We start from the raw sequence: 19,616 nt of genomic DNA, 5'->3' as shown, positions 1-19,616 counted from the left end.
TAATTCTTTGCGCGCTTTGCGGTTTAAAAACCTTAGAATCTTAGTACCTTAAGAAAAAAGCACATCATGAATTTCTTCTACCTTATCAAAAACACTTTTTGCAAAAGGACAAAGCGGAATAATTTTTACATTGTTAGCTCTGGCATATTCTACGGCAGCCATAACCAGTTTTTTGCCAACACCTTTTCCATTAAAATCAGGACTAACTTCGGTATGATCAATGATGAATTTTGAATCTCCAGCCCAAGTGTATGTCATTTTTCCTGCTTCTTTTCCGTCTTCTATGGCTTCAAAATAGCCTCTTCTTGTATCGTTTGTTTGTTGAATTTCCATGAATAGTTATATTAATGTGGTTTTAATTTCGATTGAATGCGTTAATGTTTTATGTATTGGGCAACTGTTGGCAATCGTTTCTAGTCGCTGTCTTTGTGTTTCGTCGACTTCACCAATTACTTCGATTTTTCGGGTGAATACTGATACACTTCGTTCAGAATCTCTTTCAAAATCAATTTTTACATTTATTTCTGATACGTTCCATTGTTTACGATTAATGTACATTCTCAAAGTAATTACGGTGCAAGAAGCTAATGATGCAGCTAAAAGTTCGGTTGGATTTAAACCTAAATTTTTGCCTCCTAATTCCTGAGGTTCATCTGAAATTAAAACATTTTCGCTGGCGGATGTTATTTCCGTTCGATACAAACGAGTATCTATTTTTGCTGATATCGTGTCCATATTTATTTAATTCTTGGTTCTGGTAAAGGCACAAATTCGGTTTCTCCGGGAACTTTAGGGAAAGTTTGTTCGGTCCAGTCTTTTTTTGCTTTTTCGAGTAGGTTTTTATCTGAGGAAACGAAATTCCAAAAGATAAAATGTTCTTCAGGAAACGGAGTTCCTCCAAAAATATAAACGGTAGAATTTTCAGAAATTTCAAACTCACATAAAGTACTATCGTTTGTAATAAGAATCTGTTTGGGATCATAAACGTGTTCACCGCTTTTAATACTTCCTTCAAGAATATATAAACCGCTTTCGCCAAATAAATGATTACCAATATTTATTTTTTTGGCTTCGGTACTTTTGATTTCTATAAAATATAGCGGACTATAAACCGGAACAGGAGATTTTTTACCGAATGCTTCTCCGGCAATTAATTTATACGAAACACCATCTTCTTCCCAATCTGGAATATCATCTGCTTCAACATGCGTAAAATTAGGATCCATTTGTTCTAGTTCTTTTGGCAATGCGACCCAAATTTGCAATCCATGAAGCATTTTGTCTGAATGTCTTAAATATTCAGGCGTTCTTTCAGAATGTACGATTCCTTTTCCGGCCGTCATCCAGTTTACGGCACCTGGTTTTATTTCTAATTCGGTTCCTAAACTGTCGCGATGCATGATACTTCCTTCAAACAAAAAAGTAAGAGTAGAAAGTCCGATATGCGGATGTGGCGGTACATCCATATTTTCATGATCACTTAAATGTGCAGGTCCCATATGATCGATAAAGACAAATGGTCCAACAGCTCTTTTTTCGCGGAAAGGCAATAATCTGCCTACCATAAAATTGCCAATATTGGCAGCACGTTCTTCGATAATTAAACTGATATTTGACATGGTATTCGTTTTAGTTGAAGCAAAATTACAGCAGGAATAGAGATCTGTAACTTAATTTAGATTAAGAAAATTTGTTTTTAGATTTTAGTTTTATAAAAATAAGAAAAACCACCGAAGTTATTTTATTGTATTGGTTAAATTTAAATGCGTTTGAAAAGAAAATTTAAAAATGGAAATAGATAATATCATACTTTCGCAAAGTTAGCAACGAACAATCAGAACTTTGAACTCAAAATATAGATGAAAACATTGAAAAAAATAACTGGTATTATAATATTACTATTAATAATTTTACTTTGCTTTCCTGCTTTTTATGCATTTCCAATCCAATTTGAAAACTGCAAGAAAAAATTCGAAAGTGGAGCGATAGGTGCTCCAGGTTATGCGATTGGATTTTTTATTTGTTTTGTATTATATGTACTTGTTTTATATTTTTTAGTGAAATTAAGTATTAAATTAATTAGAAAGAATAAAATTGATGTTACGGCAATTGACGAAATAGGAATGAATAATAATATATGAGATTAGGCTGTAACGGAGTTGAAATAGTCTTTAAAAACTTAACTAATTAATTCAAATTCCAAAACCTCACTCTCAGTACCATTAATAATAATCGACAATTGATGTATTCCGGTATGAAAAACCCGAGTGGTAATAATCTTAAAAGACTGATTGCGATCGACCTTAATTAATTGATTGGGTTGATAGGTTTTCTCACTGATTTTAAAGACTTTTTTAGCCAAATGTCCTTTTGCTTTTTTGTAATGAACGGCATATTCTAAACGAACTGTTTTAGCTTCGTTATTTTTATTATTTAAATCAAATTGAAACTGCAGATAATCTCCAATTTTCACAACAGGCGTTTTGATTTCAAAATTAGAGAGTTCAATGTTATTACTTTCTAAACCATAATGACTCAGGATTTCAGGATGACCTTGTTTTAGTAAAGTACGAGCGCCGTGTTTGATGATTCCGTCTGTTTCAGGGCTTTTTCCACGCCATTTTTTTGCAATTTCTAATACGATTTGCGGATTATCTTTTGCAATATCATTCAGGTTATTGGCAACGCTTCGGCGGACATATTCCGATGGGTCGTTTTTTAGGTTTTCTAAAATCGGCAGGATCGAAGTTGGATCTTTTTTCAGGAACGAAATCGCCATCGTCCAGGGTAATCTTGGTCGGCTTCCTTCGCTTGATAATCGACGAACGTGATGATTTTCATGCAATGACCATTTAATCATTTCGTTAATCATTTCTTGTTTGTATTTTAAAACGAAAGGGCGAACGGCAAATTCGCAGCTTATAAATTGAGTTATGGAAACAAAGGCTTTCGCCGAAGTTTTGAAATCATCTAAGCCATACATTTCGATATAGTCAGCAAAGAAAATGAAAGCAAGATTACTATCTGTATAATTATTTTTCTTTAAATTTTCAATGATTTTATCAATTAAAGCAACGGCTTCAGGAAAATTTTGAGGCATAAATTGATGCAGTACAACGGTGGTATGTTTCATACGATCCTTCCATTCTTTTTGGGCGAAATCGCCTTTATAAATGGCGTCAATGAATTTTTGTTTATCGAATGTTGGATGTACTTCGGCCACAGCCTGACCAAATTTTTCGTAAAAAGTAACCGAGTAAATATCTTTAATTAAGCCCATGATTTTATTTGAATGAACCTCAAAGATATTTAATGTTTCTAATTTAATATTAAACATTCGATGTAAAATTTTAAACACATAGAAACATAGAATTTTAAATTATATATAAAAGGGATTAAAAAAAAAATCTAGATTTTAACACATAGCTGCACGCATCAGCTATGTGAATTAATGTAAGTGAAACGCCTTTTAGCAGAACTAAAGATCTATGTTTCTATGTGTTTAAAAAATAAACGTTTTCCTTTTAATTTAGATTAGTCTTTTTGCAACTAAGAAATTTTTCACAGACAGTAAACTTTCAAATCCACAAAATATGTCCTACTTTAGCATCTCATAAAATTTAAGAAAAATGATTAGCGAAGTACAATTTCAAACCGAATTACAACTATTAATTAGCAATGCAATTCGCGAAGATGTAGGCACAGGCGATTATAGTTCATTGGCGTGTATTCCTGAAACGGCGCATGGCCAGGCTAAATTATTGGTAAAAGATCAGGGAATTATTGCGGGCGTTGCACTTGCAAAAATGATATTTGAATATGTAGATCCAAAGCTAAAAGTTAAGACTTATATAGAAGACGGAACGCATGTAGAATACGGAGATGTAGTTTTTGAAGTTTCAGGAAGTTCACAATCTATTCTAAAGTCAGAAAGAGTAGTTTTGAACACCATGCAACGTATGTCTGCAATAGCTACCAAAACAGATTATCTTATGCAGCTTCTGGAGGGTACAGGCGCTAAAATATTAGATACGCGTAAAACGACTCCAAATTTTAGAGTTGCTGAAAAGTGGGCTGTAAAAATAGGAGGTGGCGAAAATCATCGTTTTGCTTTGTATGATATGGTCATGCTAAAAGACAATCATATTGATTTTGCCGGCGGAATTACTTTGGCAATAAAGAAAACAAAGGAGTATTTGAAAGCCAATAATTTAGATCTTAAAATTATTGTGGAAGCCAGAAATCTGGATGAAATTCGTGAAATTCTTTTAAGTGACGGAGTGCACAGAATTTTGATTGATAACTTTAATTATGAAGATACCAAAACGGCTGTTCAGTTAATTGGTTCAAAATGCCAGACAGAATCTTCGGGAAATATCAACGAAAAAACGATTCGCGAATATGGCCTGTGTGGTGTAAATTATATTTCATCAGGCGCTTTGACACATTCGGTTTACAACATGGATTTGAGTTTGAAGGCTTTTTAAGTGAAGTTTTGAGTTATAAGTTATGAGTTAGGTTAGAAAAACTATTAAGTTTGATTTTAAATCTAAAATCTGAACTCAACAATCTAAAATCAAAAAAAATATGTCTCAAGAGATAGAAGATCGGATTGAAAAGATTCCTGTAGTGCGTTCTCTTGTCCGATTGTTAAAGAGAATAAAACTACCTTGGCTGGAAGGTTTCTCGTTATACGATTTGCTCGAAATGTATACGATTGGTATTATCGACGGGGCATTTTCGTATCATGCGAGTGCGGTTTCGTTTAGTTTTTTTATGGCATTGTTTCCTTTTGCCTTATTTATTCTGAACTTGATTCCGTTTATTCCTATAGATAATTTTCAGGGAGATTTTTTGCAATTTGTGCAGCAAAGCGTTCCGCCAAATACATATGACGCTATTAATAAAATCATTAGTGATATTTTGAACAATAGTCATTCCGGATTGTTATCATCAGGTTTTTTGCTTTCTATTTTTTTGATGGCCAATGGTATTAACGGAATTTTAAGCGGTTTTGAATCTTCGAAACATGTTTTTGATAAACGAGGTTGGTTTAGTCAATATTTAGTAGCGCTGGCCATTTCGCTTGTTATGACCATTATATTGTTTATAACGGTAGCTACAATTGTTGTTTTTGAGGTATTGATTCAAAAAACAATTATTCAGGATGTGCTGAGTGATCGTATTCCGCTGATTATTTTGGGCCGATATTTGTTTGTTGTTTTAATGATTTTGATAACAACTTCAATATTATTGCGTTATGGTACAAAGCAATATAATAAAGTACCTTTTATAAGCATCGGATCTGTTTTTACGACCATATTAATTGTTATATCTTCGTTCTTTTTTGGGATTTGGGTTATAAAATTCTCAAAATACAACGAACTTTACGGCTCAATTGGTACATTATTGATTCTAATGTTTTATATTTGGATAAACTGTATGATTCTGCTTTTGGGATTCGAATTGAATGCTTCTATCAGAAAATTAAAACAAAAAAACAAATAATATTATGAAAAATTGGATGTTAACGATTGGTGTTTTTTTCTTTGCATTGAGCATTCAGGCTCAAAGTGTTATTGGAAAATGGAAAACAATTGACGATGAAACCGGAGAAGCAAAATCTGTTGTAGAGATTTACGAAAAGTCAGGAAAAGTGTACGGTAAGGTGGTAGAGATACTTCGTGCGGATCATAAAAAAGATGTTTGTACAAAATGTGAAGGGACAGATAAAAACAAACCAATTTTAGGATTAAACATCATTAATGGACTTAAAAAAGACGGTGATGAATATAGCGGAGGAACTATTTTTGATCCTACAAGCGGCAAAAAATACAAATGTTATATAACACTTGAATCTGCTGATAAACTTAAATTACGAGGTTATGTTGGGATTTCTATTATGGGAAGAACCCAATATTGGACGAGAGTGAAGAATTAATATCATTACAATAAAATGCGAAAGTTAGCATCAATACTTTTATTCTTAGGAGTACTATCCAGTAGTTTCGGACAATCTAAGAATTCGCCATTACAAATAAGTCATCTTACAGGTGACTTTTATGTTTATAAAACCTTTCATGATTATAAAGGAACTTTGATTTCTGCAAATGCATTGTATCTTGTTACTAATAAAGGTGTTGTCTTGTTTGACGCGCCTTGGGACAAAACGCAGTTTCAGCCCTTGTTAGACAGTATAAAAGCAAGGCATCATAAAGAGGTTGTGATGCATTTTGCAACGCATTCTCATGAAGACAGGGCAGGAGGTTTAGATTTTTACAGACAAAAAGGAATAAAAACCTATACAATAAAATTGACAGACGAGATTCTGCAGAAAAACAACGAAAAAAGAGCTCAATTTATAATCCCAAATGATACGACTTTTACTGTAGGGCAGCACACTTTTGAGGTTTATTATCCGGGTAAAGGTCATGCTCAGGATAACGTTGTGGTTTGGTTCAATAAAGAAAAAGTACTTTACGGAGGTTGTTTTATCAAAAGTACCGAAGCAAAAGATTTGGGTTATTTAGGCGATGCCGATGTAAAAGAATGGGAAAAGTCGATTAAAAAAGTAGAGACAAAATTTGAAAATCCTAAATATATTATTACCGGTCATGACGGCTGGAAAGATCTAAATTCTTTAAAACATACTTTAAAATTAGTTAAGGAATATAATGCTGCAAAAGCTTCTGATAAAAAATAATCCTTGAAATCTTAATAAAATATTCACATGTTTTTTGTCGAAGTTGTTCTACCGCTTTCCTTAGCTAAAACCTTTACTTATCGTATTTCTGAGGCCGAATTTCATTTCATTAAAAAAGGAATGCGAGTTGCGGTACCTTTTGGTAAAAGTAAAATATATACAGCGTTGGTAATTGATATTCATCAAAACGAACCAAGCTTATATGATGCCAAAGAAATTCATCAAATATTAGACGAAAAACCTATTGCAACCGAAATCCAGATCAAACACTGGCTTTGGGTAGCAACTTATTATATGTGCGGAATTGGCGACGTGTATCGTGGGGCTTTTCCAACAGGATTATTATTAGAAAGTGAAACTGTAGTTTCGCATAAGCCGGATACAGTAGTAAATGATTCTGAGCTTTCTGATGATGAATTTTTAATTTACGAAGCCTTGCATCATCAAAGCTCGCTTAAGGTTGGTGAAATTGCTTCTATTTTAAACAAAAAGAATATTTTTCCGATTCTTCAAAAATTAATGTCAAAAGATATTATTGTTTTAGAGGAAGAAATAAAAGAAAGTTATAAGCCAAAATTGGTTCGGTACGTAAAGCTGCATGCTAAATACGAATCAGATCATGGTCTCGGAGAATTGCTGGAAGTTTTAAAAAGTGCCAATAAACAAAAGGAAATTGTTCTGGCTTATTTTCAGCTTATGGCTTCTGAAAAGAAACCTATTACTGTGAAAAAACTCGTTGAGATTTCGAATTCAACTTCTGCTACGGTAAAAGCTTTAATTGATAAGGAAATTTTCGAAGAATATCTTTTGCAGCAAGATCGTGTTTTATTTACAGGACAGGCAACTGAGAAGCAATTGTTGCTAAGTGAAGCTCAGAATACTGCTTTTGAATCTATTAAAAATAGCTTTTTAGATAAAGAAGTGTGTTTGCTTCATGGGGTTACCTCTAGTGGGAAAACAGAAATTTATATCAAGTTAATTGAAGAGTATTTATTGACAGGAAAACAAGTTTTGTATTTGTTGCCTGAAATAGCACTTACTACTCAACTGGTATCGCGTTTACGACTTCATTTTGGAGATAAAGTGGCTGTTTTTCATTCTAAATACAGTAATAACGAACGAGTTGAGGTTTGGAAACAAACGCTGGAAAATTCATCAAAAGCTCAAATTGTAATAGGAGCAAGGTCGGCCTTGTTTCTTCCGTTTGATAATTTAGGTTTGCTAATTGTTGATGAAGAACATGAGCAGACGTTTAAACAAACAGATCCTGCACCGCGATATCACGCTAGAGATGCGGCTATTGTTCTGGCCAATTTTCATAATGCAAAAGTTTTATTAGGATCCGCTACTCCCAGTATCGAGACTTACTTTAATACGCAAACAGATAAATACGGTCTGGTTACACTTGCAGAACGTTATAATAATGTTCGAATGCCTGAAATTGTTTTGGTCGATTTAAAAGACAAACATTTTAGAAAACGAATGACAGGGCATTTTAGTGATCTTTTAATTGAAGAAATTGCAGAAGCGCTGTCTTTGGGTGAGCAGGTAATTTTGTTTCAAAACAGACGTGGATATTCACCTATTATAGAATGTATGACTTGCGGACACGTACCGCATTGTCAGCAATGTGATGTGAGTCTGACTTTTCATAAACATAAAAACCAATTGCGTTGCCATTATTGTGGTTATTCAATTGCAAAACCAACGCATTGCCATAGTTGTTCGGGTATTGACTTAACGACCAAAGGTTTTGGTACAGAGCAAATCGAGCAGGAGTTAGTATCACTTTTTCCGAAAGCCAAAACGGGAAGAATGGATCAGGATACGACTCGCGGAAAGTTTGGTTTCGAAAAAATTATTGATTCGTTTAAAAACCGTGAGATTGATATTTTGGTAGGAACACAAATGCTGGCCAAAGGTCTGGATTTTGATAATGTAAGTTTGGTTGGAATCATGAATGCTGATAATATGCTGCATCATCCTGATTTCAGAGCGTTCGAACGAAGCTTTCAAATGATGACTCAAGTGGCAGGAAGAGCAGGAAGGTCAGAAAAACAAGGAAAAGTAGTTATTCAGACTTATAATCCAAATCATAATACCATTCAGCAGGTTACAAACCATAATTATATGGGTATGTATAAGGAACAGTTGTATGATCGTCAGATTTATAAATATCCGCCCTATTTCAGGATTATTAAGCTAACATTGAAACACCGTGAATTTGATAAGCTAAAAGAAGGTTCTATGTGGCTGTATCAGGTTTTGAGTCAAAACCTGGGAATTCCGGTTTTAGGGCCAGAGGAACCGGCAATCAGTAGAATCAGAAATGAATACATCAGAACTATCCTGATTAAGATTCCGCAGAATATGCCTTTAATAGGAACAAAAAAAACTATCCAGAAAATGTTGAATAGTTTTGAAGCTGTTGCTCAGTACAGAGCTATAAAGGTGATTGCTAATGTCGATTTTTATTAAATTATGACGACGTTGACAATGCTTTGACTAAATCTTCTTTTTTGTTTCGACTCAGCGGAATTTTAGTAATTCCAATTTCAGCAAATTTACTATTAAAGCGTTCTACCTTATCAATGTTGATAATATAAGACTTGTGTACGCGAATAAATTTGTCTTTTGATAAATCGTTTTCAAAAGATTTCATTGTAGACAGTACCAAATTGCTATCATCTTCGGTAACCACTCTTACATAATCTCCAAAAGCTTCAATCCATTTGATTTTTGCGGTGAAAATTTTAAGTTTTTTAAGGTTACTCTTGATGAATATATGTTCGCCCTCTTCTTCTTTTACATCTTTTTTTAGCAAATGCATATCTATTGCTCTCTTTACAGAAGCATTAAAGCGATCTACCGCGATAGGTTTTTGCAAATAATCAGTTGCGTCATAATCGAAAGCTTTTAAAGCATACTCTGCTTTAGAAGTAATAAATATAATTTGCGGCTTAGATTTTAAACCATCCAGAAAATCAAATCCATTAATAACAGGCATTTCTATATCAAGAAATATTAAGTCGATATTATTTAGAGAAATACAGCTTTTTGCTTCTATTGCATTAGAAAAATCCCCGATTAAGTGCAAACCTGGGTGATTATTAACTAATTTTGCAATAATGGTCCTTTGTATAGAACTATCATCTACAACAACACAGTTTAGTTTCATAACATTAAAATTTAGAATAAATTCAGGATAGCAGTAGTAAATGTATTATTTTTTTGTAAAAAAAACTAAAAACAGCCTGCATTTTTTACATTACAACGAATAAAAGTAAAAAAGTGTTGTATATATAAATTAAATGGTTACTTTTGCACCCAATTTTAACAAATAAATATTGTATTTATGAATCATTATGAAACTGTTTTCATTTTAAATCCCGTTTTATCTGAGGTTCAGGTGAAGGAAACAGTAACGAAATTTGAAGAATTTCTTACTAGTAGAGGAGCTGAAATGGTATCGAAAGAGGATTGGGGTCTGAAAAAAATGGCTTACGAAATCCAAAACAAAAAAAGTGGTTTTTACCACCTATTCGAATTCAAAGTAGCTGGAGAAGTTCTAATTGCTTTTGAAACTGAATTTAGACGTGACGAAAGAGTTATGCGTTTCTTAACTGTAAGTTTAGATAAACATGCTATTTCATGGGCTGAAAGAAGAAGAGCCAAATTAAAATCTACTAAAGCTTAATTATTATGTCTACAATAGAGCAATCTGCAAAAGGAAAAAAAGACGGAGATATCAGATATTTAACGCCTTTAAACATTGAAACTAACAAAACTAAAAAGTACTGTCGTTTCAAAAAATCAGGAATCAAATATATCGATTATAAAGATGCTGATTTCTTATTGAAATTCGTTAATGAGCAAGGAAAAATTCTTCCTCGTCGTTTAACTGGAACTTCATTAAAATACCAAAGAAAAGTTTCTGTAGCTGTAAAAAGAGCTCGTCACTTAGCTTTAATGCCATACGTGGCCGATTTATTAAAATAATATTAAAAGAATAGTTGTTGGTTTCCGGTAAGATGGAACCTAACTTCTCAAATAAAGGACAACAACATGGAACTTATTTTAAAACAAGACGTACAGAATCTAGGATTTAAAGATGATGTAGTTACTGTAAAAGCTGGTTACGGGCGTAACTTTTTAATCCCTCAGGGTTTTGCTTCTTTAGCAACTCCTTCTGCTAAAAAAGTATTGGCTGAAAACCTAAAACAAAGAGCTCACAAAGAAGCTAAAGTGGTTGCTGATGCAAAAGCGTTAGCTGAAACTTTAAAAGCGATTGAAATTAAACTTTTCGCAAAAGCAGGTGGTGAAAAATTATTCGGTTCAATCACGAATATTGATATCGCTGAAGCTTTAGCTAAAGGTGGACAAGTAATCGATAGAAAATTCATCACTAGCGGTATTGTTAAACGTACTGGTAAATACACTGCAAATGTGCGTTTACACAGAGATGTAATCGTTGAATTACCATACGAAATTGTTGCTGAAAAGTAATAGTTTTATATACTATACAAAAATCCCGATGCAAATCGGGATTTTTTTGTTTAAAGGAAATAATAATTAATCAGACTTAAAGTTATTTGCGTAAAGCATCTTGCTTAAAGCTTATAGCGTAAGGCATAAAAAGCCTAAAAAAGAAAATGAAATACGCAAGACTAACAAAAGAGCAATTTGATGAATTGCACGCAGAATTCGCTAATTTTTTAGCTACACAAACCATTGATAAAGCAGAGTGGGATTCTATTAAAATAAATAAGCCGGATGTGGCTGAGCAAGAACTGGATGTTTTCTCTGATTTAATTTGGGAAGGCGTCTTGTCAAGAGCAGAGTATTTAGAGCATTTCTCCAGAAGCCATATCTTCTTGTTTAAGTGTTTTGAAAAAGATGTACAATCTATAGTTTTAAAATCGTTGGTTCCTGAAACTGATTTCCTTACTAAAGATGGTTTGCAGTGGTTAAGCGATAATATGTTTACAGAAAACATAGAAATGAAGGTAGGTAAAAAAGTATTTACAGAAGACAGGAATGCTTCTATTTTTGAATTGATTCAACAAGGAGCTTTTTTAAGCGATGGTCAGTTATTTACTCAAATTAATACTATTATCGAATCGTAATTTTTTGTTGCTATACATTATAAAAAAAAGGTAAATGATTGATATTTAATTATTTGCCTTTTTTTTATTATTTTAACTTTCGTTTAAACTTTTTTGTTTTTTTTACCCCGTATTTATACTTGTTTTTTTTGAATAGTGTAAAGAATTCTTTCTTCTGAAATAAATTGTAGGTTTTGCTTTTCAAATTAACTTTTTATGTTGCGTTTAAATCGATTTCTAATTCTTAAAAGTAATCTTAAACTTACTTTTTGTATATTTAACAAAAAATGATTAGCTTTTTTTGTGATATTTATAACAGTCGTTTTTATGTTAAAGCTGTAGGTTTTTCTGATGTTTTGATTGTTTTTTATGATTCTCGTCTTTTTAAAATTTAAAAAAATAAGAATTTTATGCTTGTTTTACATTTTTGTTTTTTCTAATTTTAGAATACAAAAGTTAAACAAAGTAGTTTTGCACTTTTTGAAATACATAAAAAGTCAAATGATTTTTGTACTGTTATTTTAAATAGAAAAAACAACTTTCATCGAAAACTAAAGATTTAAATAATAACTTAATTAATTTGCTTATGGAATTGACATTTACTCTATTTATCAGGTTTGCATTAATTATTCCTATTATTTTGACTTTGTTTTTTATCTGTATTAGAATTACTCGATTTTTTTTGAAATTCGATTTTCTATTGTGTGCAAACTTTTTCCAACAATTTTATAGTTACACACGGTTTTTATTTTCAAAGCCCAATCGGCGACTTTGTTAGTGAAGTGTTTTCTTGTGTTTAAATATTTTTAAATTCAGAAAGCGCTCCTTAAGAAACACAATGATTCAATTTTTAGAATTAATTCTAAATCAACAAAATTTACAGATTGCCTAATCAACTTTCTATAGATATTGAATCATACTATATATTAAGAATTCCCCCAGTTCTACTCAACTTAAATTTTCTTTTATGAAAATTAATCCTGCAACAAATCACTCCTTCCGGAAGATTGATTCAGATCAATATTCCCTAAAGTTTTCTGGACATTTTTTATTCTACAGGAATAAAAACTGCTCTTTGGTATACTTCGGTATACGCAATATGACATGATTTTTTTACCAAAATGCAGTTTACATTCTTAGTATACTACGAATTTAAATTTCATTTTAATTAGTTGATTTTTAACGTTTTTTGAAATTGCCTAAGCATACGTGCTTATCGCAAGAGGTATTTTATTGTCCATTTTCTAATCTTCCAAATTATGAAAAAAACTTTTACTTTTTATGATCTCATCGTTCAGAGGAGATTATTGGCCGTATGGCTTTTATTGTTTTTATTGCTTATGAGTAATAAAAACTTTGCTCAAACATTTTGTCGGCCAACCTCACAAACAAATACTGCCGGAGGTGGTTTATTGTGTATTGGAACAAGTGTTACTAATCCGGATAATGCTATTGACGCAAGTTTGGATACTTTTTCCTCATTAACCAATACGGTTGGTGTGGGTAATTGTATAGCACAAGAAACATTTGTTCTTGGTCAGATGGCAAAAGCCGGGGATCAAATAGTTGTTTATTACGGTTCCAATTCTACTTTAAATGTTAACTTATTGTCTAACATTAGTATTCAGTCAAAAAACTCAGTTGCAGTAACTGAGGGGCCTGTGATTGCATTAAATAATCCACTGTTGAATGTGGCGTTATTGGCCGGCGACACAAGAGGTTCTTTTAAATACACACTTACGGCTGATGCAGATCAAATTAAAATACAAGTTGGAGGATTTCTTAGCTTGTTGACAAATTTAAGAATTTATGATGTACGCTTGCAATTTGCAAGCCCAACTATTGCTAACGGAGAAACACAATCAGTATGTTTTGGACAATCAGTAGCGCTCTCTGCCACAGCTGCAGCTGGTACTACAGTTGCTTGGTATGATACGCCAACAGCGATTGCACCACTTTCGAGTGTAGGAACTTATACTACGCCAGCATTAACGGCTAGCACAACTTATTATGTAAGTACCTCAAGAAACGGTGTTTGCGAAAGTGATCAGCGATTACCTGTAACTATTAATGTCGTTCAGCCTTTAGCACCTGTTATTAGTGCTACCGGCACAACTATTTGTTCTTCTGGAGCAACCCAGGCAACTAATTTATCGGTTATAAATCCGGTATTGGGAACAACTTATTCCTGGTATGATGCTCAGACAGGAGGGACACTTCTAAGTACTGGAAGTTCATATACGCCAACTGTTCCTACAGGTATTTCTACTTTCTATGTAGAAGCGTCAATTGGAACATGTAAATCGACTCGTACTCAGGTAAATGTTACTTCAACTCCGGTTCCCTCTCCTGCAACGATTTTAACACAAAGTGTATCGATACTTTCTGGACAAAATGCAACTTTAAGTGCTTCGACAACTGAGCCAGGTGTTGGTTTAGATTGGTATGATACTCCAACAGGGGGAACAAAATTACTAGCTAATTCTACTACTTTTACAACTCCAATTTTAACAGCAAGTAAAACGTATTATGTTGAATCGGTTAATCTTACGGGAGAATGCGTAAGTACAACAAGAGTTGCTGTTCCTGTAACAGTTATACCTGCTGCATTAGGTGGTTGTTTAGAAGCCAACAGCCAGCAGACTACTCAAGACGGAATTTGTTTGTTGTGTTTTTCTACCACGCCAAACAATTCTGTAGATGGAAATAGTGCTACATCAGCCCGATTAACTCTTCCGGCAGGTTTGCTCAACGGATGGATTCAGCAGACGCTTCAATTTAATAACCCTGGAAAAACTGGGGACATAGTAGATGTAGAATTGGCATTACCTGGAGGTATTGCCGACGTTTCGTTATTAGGAGGCGTGAGTTTAGCGACCTATAATGGAGCGACCTATAATGGAGACAGAAAATTTATAAATAATCCATTGGTTACTTTGCAATTATTATCCGGAAACAGATTTAAAGCAAGTATTGTTGCCGGTGCAAATTTTGATCGTGTAGAAATTAGATTTGGGGCTGTAGTAACAGTTTTGACTAGTTTAGATATTTATCAGGCAACGTATAGATATAAAACACCTGCAATAACAGGGAATACTGCAATTTGTGGTGGACAAACTACAACTTTGACAGCTAATTTAGCTTTGGACGAAACAATCAAATGGTATGATGCTTTAACAGGCGGAAATTTATTGAGCAGTGTGCCATCTTATACAACTCCAGCTTTGACTGCTGATGCTACTTATTATGTAGAAGTTACTCGTGGTACTTGTGTAAATAGTGAAAGAAACGCTGTTGCTGTTACAGTAAGTAATCCTGTAGCTCCAGCAACAGTTGTGGCTTCTCCTTTAAATTTATGTAGTGAAGAGTCAACAACAATAACGATTCAATCACCTGTTGCAGGTACTACTTATAGATGGTATGATGCCGCTACTGGGGGGAATCTTGTATTTACAGGTACTTCTTACACCACACCAAATTTAACTGCTCCTACTACTTATCATGTTGAAGCTGTAATTGGAAGTTGTGTAAGTACAACTCGTACACCTGTCAATGTTAATGTAAATCCAAGACCTTCGGCACCTGTTCCTGTAAATTCGAATGTTATTATTCAGTCAGGCCAGAATGTACAGCTGTCTGTTGTAAGTAGCCCCGGGGTTTCATATTTTTGGTATGATGCTCCAACAGGAGGAACTCTCTTACAAGGTACTGGTAGTAGTACATATAATACTCCGATCTTGACAGCAAATCAAACGTTTTATGTTGAAGCTGTAAATATATCGGATTGTAAAAGTACTTCAAGAGCTGTGATTAATGTGATGGTAACCAATACGGTTAGTACTTGTTTACAGCCAAGCACACAAGCAATAACGGTTGACCCTGGTTTATTATGTGTTTTATGTAATGGCGTTAACGGGCCTAATGCTGTTGACGGAAATCCAAATACATTTTCTTCTTTGACTATAACTGCGGGAGTACTTAATTCATATATAGAACAACAATTAAATTTTCTAACACCTGGTCAGGCGGGAGATATTATTGATGTTGAATTAGAATTACCAGGCGGTCTTGCTGATATTGCATTGCTGGGATCTGTAAGTATAGGAACTTCTTTAGGAGGAGTGGAAAATCCAGGCAGACTTGCAGTAAACAATAGTTTATTAAATTTACAAATATTGTCAGGAAACAAGTTTAAAGTGAGTTACCCAACAACTGCTGCATTCGATAGAGTAGATATTAGATTAGGGGCATTAGTTGGTTTATTAACTACTGTAAACATTTATGGCGCTTCTTATAGATTTCCAAATGCTACAATAACCGGAGCAGCAGCGCCAATTTGTGCTGGACAAACAGCAACATTAGCTGCTTCGTCTACAGGAACTCAAACATTTACATGGTACGATGCTCCAACAGGAGGAAATATTGTGGCTGTCAGCCCAACACTTCCATTAACTGCTACTACCATTTATTATTTAGAAGCAACTCGAGGCGGAACTTGTATTAATAGTGTTCGTCAGCCTGTTACGGTTAATGTATTATCTATACCAACAGCTGCAGATATTACAATTGCAAGTCCTTTAACTGCTTCTTGTGGGGGAGGAATTGTATTAGCTCCAACATCTGCTTTAGTGGGAGCAACATTTAAATATTACACGGATCAAAATAAAACACAAGAAATTACTACGGGTACTTCAGCGGGAGTAACTTATGTAAAAGATCCTACAACGGGAGCACTTACAATAAGTGGTCTTACTGCCGCTAATTCACCTTATACTTATTATGTATCTGTTCTTAACGGAGGAACTTGCGAGAATGTAAACGGAACTTTAAAAGAAGTAGTAGTAAATTATCCTGCTGGTTCAGCTTTAACAGTTGCAACCCCATTTGCTGGTTGTGCTAAAGTAAATTTAAGAGATGCTATTACAAATTTTGATACATCAGGAAATACTATTTATACTTTCTTTGATGCTTCAAATAATCCAATTACAGATGACGCGGCTGCAAATATTGTTGCTGATGGGACTTATTTTATTCAGGCTCAAACAGCAGGTATTGATTGTCCATCTGTGAAGTTACCGGTAGTGGTAACAATAAATCAGTTACCAACACTAACAGGTGTAACCAGTTCAATAGCTGTTATAAAAGATTCTTCAGTTACATTGAATGCAACATCAAACGGAACAATTGCATGGTATGATCAACAAGGGAATTTATTGCCTTCAAATACTGTTGGGCCACTTAATACTGTTGGTATTTTTACTTATACAGTAGTCGCTACTAATGCAAATGGAACTTGTACTACCAGCCAGACAGTAACCATTAGTGTTATTGATCCCGCTACTTGCGATACATTATTAGAAAGAGTATATGCTAATAGTGAATTATCAGGATCAATTATTACCGGAGCTGTAACAAACGGACCTTTGGCAGTAGATATTGATCCAAGTACTTATTCAACAATAACTACAGGTTTAGGACTTTTAGGTATTGGAACTACATGGCAAAATCTGCAATGGCCAACCACTATAGCTAAAGGAACTCCGGTAACAGTTAAACTAGGTTTACAAAACAGTTTACTTGCGGTAGGAGGAAGTATTTCGGTTATAGGAACAAAACGTGATGGATCTAACAATCCTGTTGATATTGGAACTTTACAATCTGTGTCAGGATCATTATTAACTTTATTGCCAGGTCAAAATTCATTCGAATATACATTTGTTCCTTCTAATACTTCAGGAGTTCAGGATTATGATGGTATCAGGGTTCAGCTAGGATCTGTTTTAAGTGTAGCACAAAACATTAATGTTTATGATGCTTACTATAAAAAACAAGTAACACAAATTGCTTGTGGTCAAGGCGATATCGAAGATATTTTCTCTGGTGCAAAAGAATTGGCAGGACTTGGGGTGTTAACTGCTACTGTAGGAGTTTCTAACCCTTGGAATGTAGCCGATGGAGATGTTGCTACTTATGCTACAATGTTTAATGGAGTAGGAGTACTTGCCAATGCTGAGTTAGCAGCAACTTTTAGAACACCATCTATGGTGGGAGATAGTTTACGAATTACAATTTCTAAACCCGGAACTCTTTTAAGTCTTGGTGTACTTTCAGGACTTAATATTCAGCTTTATTCAGGAAATATTGCTGTTGGTCCCCCAATACAAGGTGATAATGGAAGTTTGTTGACCTTAAAATTGCTTGCAGGAGATACTATGGCGATGACAATTGTTGCGCCTCAAACACAACCTTATGATCGAGTAGTGATTACTTTAGGCGGGGCAGCAAATGTTTTAGATCAGCTTAGAGTGCATACTATTGATCGTGTAACCAATACTCAAGTCATTGGAGGCGATCCGGATAATAAAATTACAGTTTGTCCGGGAGCAGCAATTATGCTCACGGTTCCGCCAAAATCTTGTGCGGATTACGCCTGGTATGATACTCCTATTGGAGGAACTCCTTTAACCACTGGTCAAACGTACACACTTCCTGCTACTTTGGCAGCGGGTACTTATAAATATTATATTCAGCCAATTCGTTACGGTTGTGCAGCTTTAGAAAGAGGTGAGGTAACAGTTGTTGTTAGAGCAACTACTCCTGCGACTGCTATAGCAAACGTAACAATAAACGGAGGACCTGGTACTATAATTTGTTCTGAAACAGGAACAGTAACTTTAGATGCAGTTTTAAATGGAGTACCAACTCTTACTAATCCAATATATTACTGGTATAGTTTCAACGGAACAACAAGTCAGTTAATAGCTGGTGAAACGACTCCTAAATTGATAATAAATGGATTAGCTCCGGGAACTTATACTTATTATGTAGGAGTTAGTGCAGATGAATATTGTGCAACTGCGCCTGCAGACAGAAAACAAGTGACATTTACAATCTTACCAAGTTCTCTTGAATCGGATATTGATGTAAATAACGCTTCTGTTTGTTTGGGTACGCCTGCAGTCTTAACACCAACGACAGCATTAGCCAGTCCGGTTTTCTTTTGGTATTTAGATGCTAATAAAACACAGCCTATTTTAAATGGAACTGTGAGTGGTGTTACTTATGCGGTTAGCACTACAGGAGTTTTAACTATATCAGGTTTAACAACTGCGATGAGCCCTCTTACTTATTATGTAGCTGTTACAAGCGACAATACATGTCAAAATAAAAACGGAGAACTTAAAGCAGCTACTGTAATAGTTAATGATCCAGCGACTCCAACTTCTAATAGTAATCCTCAGAATTTTTGTTTGAGCAATGCACCAACTGTTGCTAATCTTCAGGCAAATGAGGCCAATGTAGTATGGTATCTTGCTGCTTCGGGAGGAACTGCATTAGATCCAACAACAGCTTTGGTAAATGGAACAATTTATCACGGAGCTATAAAAGATTTATTAGGTTGTGAGAGTTCAGTTCGCTCTGCAATAACAGTAAATGTAACAGATCCTGCTACACCAACTCTGGTAACAGCGGGAACTCAAAACTTCTGTTTGGCAGATGCGCCAACTTTTGCAAGTGTTCAGTTTAATGAAACCAATATCGTTTGGTATACGGCTCTAACAGGTGGAACAGCGATTCCATCTACTACAGCGCTGACAAGCGGAACTTACTTTGCAGCCATAAAAGATGCTGCTACAACTTGCGAGAGTTCAGTAAGATTATCAGTAACCATTAGTGTAACAGATCCTGCTACACCAACTCTGGTAACAGCGGGAACTCAAAACTTCTGTTTGGCAGATGCGCCAACTTTTGCAAGTGTTCAGTTTAATGAAGCAAATATTGTTTGGTACACAGCTCTAACAGGTGGA

At 34.5% G+C, this 19,616-nt stretch carries 15 protein-coding genes and 1 pseudogene; 11 read left to right on the top strand and 5 right to left on the bottom strand.

Features of this window, described 5'->3' with window-relative positions; translation table 11 throughout:
- Positions 1 to 48: 48 nt before the first annotated feature.
- The 3 genes from GIY83_RS11495 to GIY83_RS11485 are packed head-to-tail and all read right to left on the bottom strand — an operon-like array spanning position 49 to position 1,619.
- On the bottom strand, positions 49 to 333 hold the full coding sequence (locus GIY83_RS11495) for a GNAT family N-acetyltransferase (RefSeq protein ID WP_208686995.1): 285 nt from the start codon (positions 331 to 333) through the stop codon (positions 49 to 51).
- Between the two features lie 6 nt (positions 334 to 339).
- Positions 340 to 735, bottom strand: a complete 396-nt coding sequence (locus GIY83_RS11490; protein ID WP_194620035.1) for an OsmC family protein — start codon at positions 733 to 735, stop codon at positions 340 to 342.
- 2 nt (positions 736 to 737) lie between these two features.
- Positions 738 to 1,619 (bottom strand): pirin family protein, encoded by an 882-nt coding sequence (locus GIY83_RS11485; protein WP_208686993.1) that lies wholly within the window; start codon positions 1,617 to 1,619, stop codon positions 738 to 740.
- A 240-nt stretch (positions 1,620 to 1,859) separates the two neighbouring features.
- On the opposite strand from GIY83_RS11485, the gene GIY83_RS11480 reads away from it, so the two are divergent.
- Positions 1,860 to 2,141 (top strand): hypothetical protein, encoded by a 282-nt coding sequence (locus tag GIY83_RS11480; RefSeq protein WP_208686992.1) that lies wholly within the window; start codon positions 1,860 to 1,862, stop codon positions 2,139 to 2,141.
- Between the two features lie 38 nt (positions 2,142 to 2,179).
- On the opposite strand, the gene GIY83_RS11475 is transcribed toward GIY83_RS11480, so the two are convergent.
- Complete coding sequence (locus GIY83_RS11475) at positions 2,180 to 3,337, bottom strand: DNA alkylation repair protein (protein WP_229029300.1); 1,158 nt, start codon at positions 3,335 to 3,337, stop codon at positions 2,180 to 2,182.
- Positions 3,338 to 3,629: 292 nt separating this feature from the next.
- Between GIY83_RS11475 and nadC the strand changes: the two genes are divergently transcribed.
- The 5 genes from nadC (at position 3,630) to priA (ending at position 9,181) form a co-directional block, all read left to right on the top strand.
- Positions 3,630 to 4,487, top strand: coding sequence for a carboxylating nicotinate-nucleotide diphosphorylase (nadC, locus tag GIY83_RS11470; RefSeq protein WP_194620041.1), 858 nt, complete (start codon positions 3,630 to 3,632; stop codon positions 4,485 to 4,487).
- Between the two features lie 100 nt (positions 4,488 to 4,587).
- Positions 4,588 to 5,508 (top strand): YihY/virulence factor BrkB family protein, encoded by a 921-nt coding sequence (locus tag GIY83_RS11465; RefSeq protein WP_208686990.1) that lies wholly within the window; start codon positions 4,588 to 4,590, stop codon positions 5,506 to 5,508.
- A gap of 4 nt (positions 5,509 to 5,512) precedes the next feature.
- Positions 5,513 to 5,941 carry a DUF2147 domain-containing protein gene (locus GIY83_RS11460; protein WP_194620046.1) on the top strand — a complete coding sequence of 143 codons (429 nt, stop codon included), beginning with the start codon at positions 5,513 to 5,515 and terminating at the stop codon, positions 5,939 to 5,941.
- A gap of 15 nt (positions 5,942 to 5,956) precedes the next feature.
- Entirely contained in the window at positions 5,957 to 6,703 is a 747-nt protein-coding gene (bla-B1-FLAV, locus tag GIY83_RS11455) for a subclass B1 metallo-beta-lactamase (RefSeq protein WP_208686988.1), read from the top strand.
- Between the two features lie 27 nt (positions 6,704 to 6,730).
- Entirely contained in the window at positions 6,731 to 9,181 is a 2,451-nt protein-coding gene (gene priA, locus GIY83_RS11450) for a primosomal protein N' (protein ID WP_208686986.1), read from the top strand.
- A 1-nt stretch (position 9,182) separates the two neighbouring features.
- Here priA and GIY83_RS11445 read toward each other — a convergent pair whose 3' ends face one another.
- Entirely contained in the window at positions 9,183 to 9,881 is a 699-nt protein-coding gene (locus GIY83_RS11445) for a LytTR family DNA-binding domain-containing protein (protein WP_065449575.1), read from the bottom strand.
- A gap of 177 nt (positions 9,882 to 10,058) precedes the next feature.
- Between GIY83_RS11445 and rpsF the strand changes: the two genes are divergently transcribed.
- The 5 genes and pseudogenes from rpsF to GIY83_RS11420 form a co-directional block, all read left to right on the top strand.
- Positions 10,059 to 10,400, top strand: a complete 342-nt coding sequence (rpsF, locus tag GIY83_RS11440) for a 30S ribosomal protein S6 (RefSeq protein ID WP_007810575.1) — start codon at positions 10,059 to 10,061, stop codon at positions 10,398 to 10,400.
- A gap of 5 nt (positions 10,401 to 10,405) precedes the next feature.
- On the top strand, positions 10,406 to 10,702 hold the full coding sequence (rpsR, locus tag GIY83_RS11435; protein WP_002987043.1) for a 30S ribosomal protein S18: 297 nt from the start codon (positions 10,406 to 10,408) through the stop codon (positions 10,700 to 10,702).
- 66 nt (positions 10,703 to 10,768) lie between these two features.
- Positions 10,769 to 11,209, top strand: a complete 441-nt coding sequence (rplI, locus tag GIY83_RS11430) for a 50S ribosomal protein L9 (protein ID WP_194620052.1) — start codon at positions 10,769 to 10,771, stop codon at positions 11,207 to 11,209.
- Positions 11,210 to 11,355: 146 nt separating this feature from the next.
- Entirely contained in the window at positions 11,356 to 11,829 is a 474-nt protein-coding gene (locus GIY83_RS11425; RefSeq protein WP_194620053.1) for a DUF6495 family protein, read from the top strand.
- 1,238 nt (positions 11,830 to 13,067) lie between these two features.
- Positions 13,068 to 19,616: pseudogene (locus tag GIY83_RS11420) on the top strand (hypothetical protein); the annotation flags it as partial.

Source organism: Flavobacterium sp. SLB02, assembly GCF_009664855.1.
Classification (GTDB): domain Bacteria; phylum Bacteroidota; class Bacteroidia; order Flavobacteriales; family Flavobacteriaceae; genus Flavobacterium.
Note: the sequence above shows the minus strand (reverse complement) of the source record. Positions and strands in the feature narration are given on the sequence as shown.